3 protein-coding genes are annotated in these 4,181 nt (G+C 70.5%); 2 read left to right on the top strand and 1 reads right to left on the bottom strand.

All coding sequences use genetic code 11. The features are described 5' to 3' along the window. Positions 1-62: 62 nt before the first annotated feature. Together ACRDP3_RS26040 and ACRDP3_RS26035 are read left to right on the top strand one after the other, a co-directional pair. Positions 63-842, top strand: a complete 780-nt coding sequence (locus ACRDP3_RS26040) for an HAD-IIA family hydrolase (RefSeq protein ID WP_431519450.1) — start codon at positions 63-65, stop codon at positions 840-842. A 99-nt stretch (positions 843-941) separates the two neighbouring features. After that, a complete protein-coding gene (locus ACRDP3_RS26035; protein ID WP_431519449.1) occupies positions 942-2,021 on the top strand; it encodes a glycoside hydrolase family 6 protein in 1,080 nt (359 codons plus the stop codon). Between the two features lie 45 nt (positions 2,022-2,066). Here ACRDP3_RS26035 and ACRDP3_RS26030 read toward each other — a convergent pair whose 3' ends face one another. Then, on the bottom strand, positions 2,067-4,073 hold the full coding sequence (locus ACRDP3_RS26030) for a galactose oxidase-like domain-containing protein (RefSeq protein WP_431519448.1): 2,007 nt from the start codon (positions 4,071-4,073) through the stop codon (positions 2,067-2,069). Positions 4,074-4,181: the final 108 nt, after the last annotated feature.

The raw sequence follows: 4,181 nt of genomic DNA, 5'->3' as shown, positions 1-4,181 counted from the left end.
GGCCGGCCCAACGGTCGGCGGCCCGCGAGGCCGCCGCCCACGACCCTGGCAGGAGCCGTCACGTGGCAGAGCGCAAGCCGATCGAGTCATGGCTCACCGACATGGACGGTGTGCTGATGCATGAGGGGATCCCGGTCCCCGGTGCCGACGCCTTCATCAAGCGGCTGAAGGAGTCCGGCCGGCCCTATCTCGTCCTCACCAACAACTCGATCTACACGCCGCGCGACCTGCACGCCCGGCTCGGCAGGATCGGCCTGGACGTGCCCACGGAGAACATCTGGACCTCTGCGCTGGCCACCGCCCAGTTCCTGGACGACCAGCGGCCCGGCGGCACCGCCTACGCCATCGGTGAGGCCGGACTGACGACGGCGCTCCACGACATCGGATATGTGCTCTCCGACGCCGAACCCGACTATGTGGTGCTGGGCGAGACCCGTACCTACAGCTTCGAGTCGCTCACGAAGGCGATCCGGCTGATCAACGACGGAGCCCGGTTCATCGCCACCAACCCCGACGAGACCGGTCCCTCGGCGGAGGGCGCGCTGCCCGCCACAGGATCGGTGGCCGCGCTCATCACCAAGGCAACCGGCCAGGAACCGTACTTCGTCGGCAAGCCCAACCCGCTGATGATGCGGGCCGGACTGAACGCGATCGGGGCGCACTCCGAGACGTCCGCGATGATCGGCGACCGGATGGACACGGACGTACGGGCCGGCATGGAGGCCGGTCTGGAGACGTTCCTGGTGCTGACCGGAGTCACCCGCCCCGACGAGGTCGACCGCTTCCCCTACCGGCCCTCGCGTGTCGCCCAGTCCATCGCGGACCTGGTCGACCGCGTCTGATCGTGCGCCCACGGGGGCGGTTGGCCCTGTGACACGATGGGCGGCCCGGGGCCGGCGGCTGCCGTACCCGGGCGACTCGGCGCGTCCCAGGGGGAGTGGATGTTCGGCGGCGGCAGCGACGGCGGGGGCATTGAGGTCGCGCGGAACACGCGGGTCGCGGGCGGCGCCTGCGTGCTCGCGGCGCTGCTGCTGGGCGGCTGCGCGGGCGGCTCCGGTTCCGGCGGCGGCTCCGGCTCCGGCGGCAAGGACAGCGACGACGGAGCGGGCGGCGGCACGGCGCAGCGGCCGAAGGCAATCGCACCGTACTGGGTGGATCCCCGGAGCAACGCGGCCCGGCAGGCCGGCTCCTACCGCGACGAGGGGATGGCCGAACAGGCGTCCCTGATGCGGAAGATCGCCCGGCAGCCGGTCGCCGAGTGGATCGGCACCCGCGATCCCGAGGGGCAGACGCGGAAGCTCACCACGTCCGCGGCGAAGGCGGACCGCGAGGCGCTGCTGGTGCTCTACAACCTGCCGCACCGTGACTGCGGCCAGTACTCCAAGGGCGGCGCCCGCGACGCCGGCGCCTACCGCGACTGGCTGGCGAAGGTGGTCGAGGGGATCGGCTCGCGGGCGGCCACGGTGATCGTGGAGCCGGACGCCGTCCCGCACGTCGTGACGGAGGGGTGCACACCGGTCAAGTACCAGGGGGAGCGCTATCAGTTGCTCAACGAGGCGGTCGGCAAGCTCAAGGGCCTGCCGCGGACCACGGTCTATCTGGACGCGGGCAACCCGGACTGGGTGCGGGACCCGGGCGGACTCGTCGAGCCGATGCGGCGGGCCGGCATCGGCAAGGCCGACGGCTTCTCGCTGAACGTCTCCAACTACCAGACCACCGCCTCGAATACGGCGTACGGCAAGAAGTTCTCGCCGATGGTCGGGAACAAGCCCTTCGTCATCGACACCAGCCGCAACGGCAACGGCCCGGTCGAGGGTGCCGGCGCCGCCGAGGAGGCGTGGTGCAATCCGCCGGGCCGCGCGCTGGGCGAGCCGCCGACGACGAAGACCGGCGACAAGCGCGTCGACGCCCACCTGTGGATCAAGCGGCCCGGCGAGTCGGACGGCGAGTGCAAGGGCGGCCCGAAGGCCGGGCAGTGGTGGCCCGAGTACGCGCTGGGACTGGCCCGCAACACGCGCTGACAGCCGGAGACTTGGGTCCTGTCGTTCCTAAGGTCCTGCTTGGTCCTACGGCGAGATCCGCGTCGTCGTCGGGGACGTGGCCGACGCCGACCGGGGGACCTTCAGCCAGACCGACTTCGAGGGCACTCCCTTGTCGTCCACCGCCGTGAGCATCCACCAGCCGGGCGGGACCAGCGACGGATCGTTCGGCAGGGTCACCCGGACCCCCTCCGCCGTCTTCTTGAAGTCCAGGGCGACGGAGGACTGTTCGAGGTTGGAGACGTGGGTGAAGGAGCTGGGGCGGATCAGCCGCATCCTCTTGATGGTGCCGGCGTCCTTGCTCCCGTACGTGGCCGAGCCGCCCAGCCGCACGGTCCGCCCCCGCTGCCCCGCCCGCCCCGCCTGCCCGGGGTCCGTCAACTCCGGGCGGCCGCCCTTCCGGTGAAGGTAGGGCGGGGTGTAGATGTCGATCTGCTGCTCGAACCGGCCGGGCTTGGTGTTGGTCTCGTCGGAGTAGAGCGAGTCGGAGCCGAAGGTCATCACCCGGCCGTCCGGCAGCAGCAGGGCGCCCGAGTGGTAGTTGCGGCCGACGAGCGGGTCGGCGGCCGCCTTCATGGTGTTGCTCCCGGGATCGTAGATCTCGGCCTTGAGCACGTTGCTGTCGCCGCGCCCGCGGTAGTCGCCGGAGCCGTTGGTGGTCAGGACCGTGTCGTCGGGCAGGATGACGCTGCTGGGGTAGCGGGCCTCGGCGTAGAGGTCGGGCCCGTCGCGGAAGCGCGGATCGGGATCCTTCAGGTCCACCAGGCGGGTCTTGGCCGTGGCCTTCTTCGACTCGCCGACCCCGCCGCCGCCGAGCACCATGTACGTGCCGCGCTGGGTGGGCGGCAGCGGCAGGGACATCGCGGTCTCCAGCGCGTCCGGGTCGCTCATCCCCGGGATCTTGCGGAAGCCGTTGGTCTCCAGGTTCCACAGGCCGGGGGCGCGGCCCTTGCCGTCGGGGCCGTAACCGGCGTTGGCGCCGGAGTAGAAGATCCCGTTGCCGGAGGTGAGGTGCAGGGCGGGGTAGGTGGGGAAGAACCGCTTCCGCGGCAGGAAGCGCCACTTCCCGGTGGCCGGGTCGTAGATCTCGTTCTTGCCGGGAACGACCTGCCCGATCTCGTCCAGACCGGAGACGGAGAGGACCTTGCCGTCCTCCAGCGTGGTCAGTGACGGGTACCAGCGGGCCTCGTGCATCGGGTCGACGGTGATGTAGCGCTCGGCCACGGGGTCGAACTCGAAGGTGTCCTTGATCCCCTGGAAGTCCTTCTTGTCGAAGGAGAGCTTCTGCGCGATGCCGTAGACGTTCTTCTTCTCGATGCCGCGGAGCCCGTGCACGCGGTAGTTGTCCTCGGTGCCGGTCTGGCGCCGCTTGCCGCGCTTCGCCGCCTCCACGTACACCCGCGCGACGCTGGGGGTGACCTCGACCCGGCCGGTGACGGGGTCGGGCCGCTTCTTGGCGCGCGGCACCAGGACGTTGTCCTGGGACTCGAAGGTCTTGCCGTTCTCGCGCCCGGTGAAGAGGGTGCCCGCCTCGAGAGTCTTGGCGCGGTCGGGGTTCTCGTTGTGGACGATCATCAGGCCGCCGGCCTTCTTCACGTCACCGTCCAGCTTCTCGTACCGCCGGGTGCCGCCCGCCACCAGCAGCCTGCCGTCGGGCAGCTGGGTGTGACCGGAGCAGAAGAGGTCCTTGGGCGTGGGGATGTTCTTGAAGGTGTTCTTCGCCGGGTCCCACAGCACCGACCGGAAGGTCTTGGCCTTGAACTGCTTGGCGTCGTTGCCCGATCCGGCCACCAGCAGCACTTTTCCGGTGTGCAGCAGTGCCGCGTGGATGGTGTTGATCCGGTACTTCCGGGGCACGTCGAGGGTCTTCCAGTGTCCCCTCTCCGCTTTGTACCCGGGCTTGTTGATCGTGTAGTCGTGGTACTGCTCCGAGGCGATGCCGTAGAGCGCGGGCCCGTTGAACCCGGCGATCGCCAGCACCACCGCGGCGGCTATCGCGGTCCGGCGGGTGCGGCGGCTCGGTCGGTACTTCATCGTTCACGTCCCCCAGGAGCGGTCTGTACGGGTACGGGCCGCGGGCTGCCCGGGGTCGTCTCGCCACCGCCGGCCGCTGCCGCGGGCGGCTGCGGGCCCGGGCCGCCC

Origin of the sequence: Streptomyces sp. (genome assembly GCF_050698815.1) — a bacterium.
Lineage (GTDB): Bacteria > Actinomycetota > Actinomycetes > Streptomycetales > Streptomycetaceae > Streptomyces.
This window is presented reverse-complemented; position numbering and strand designations above follow the sequence as displayed.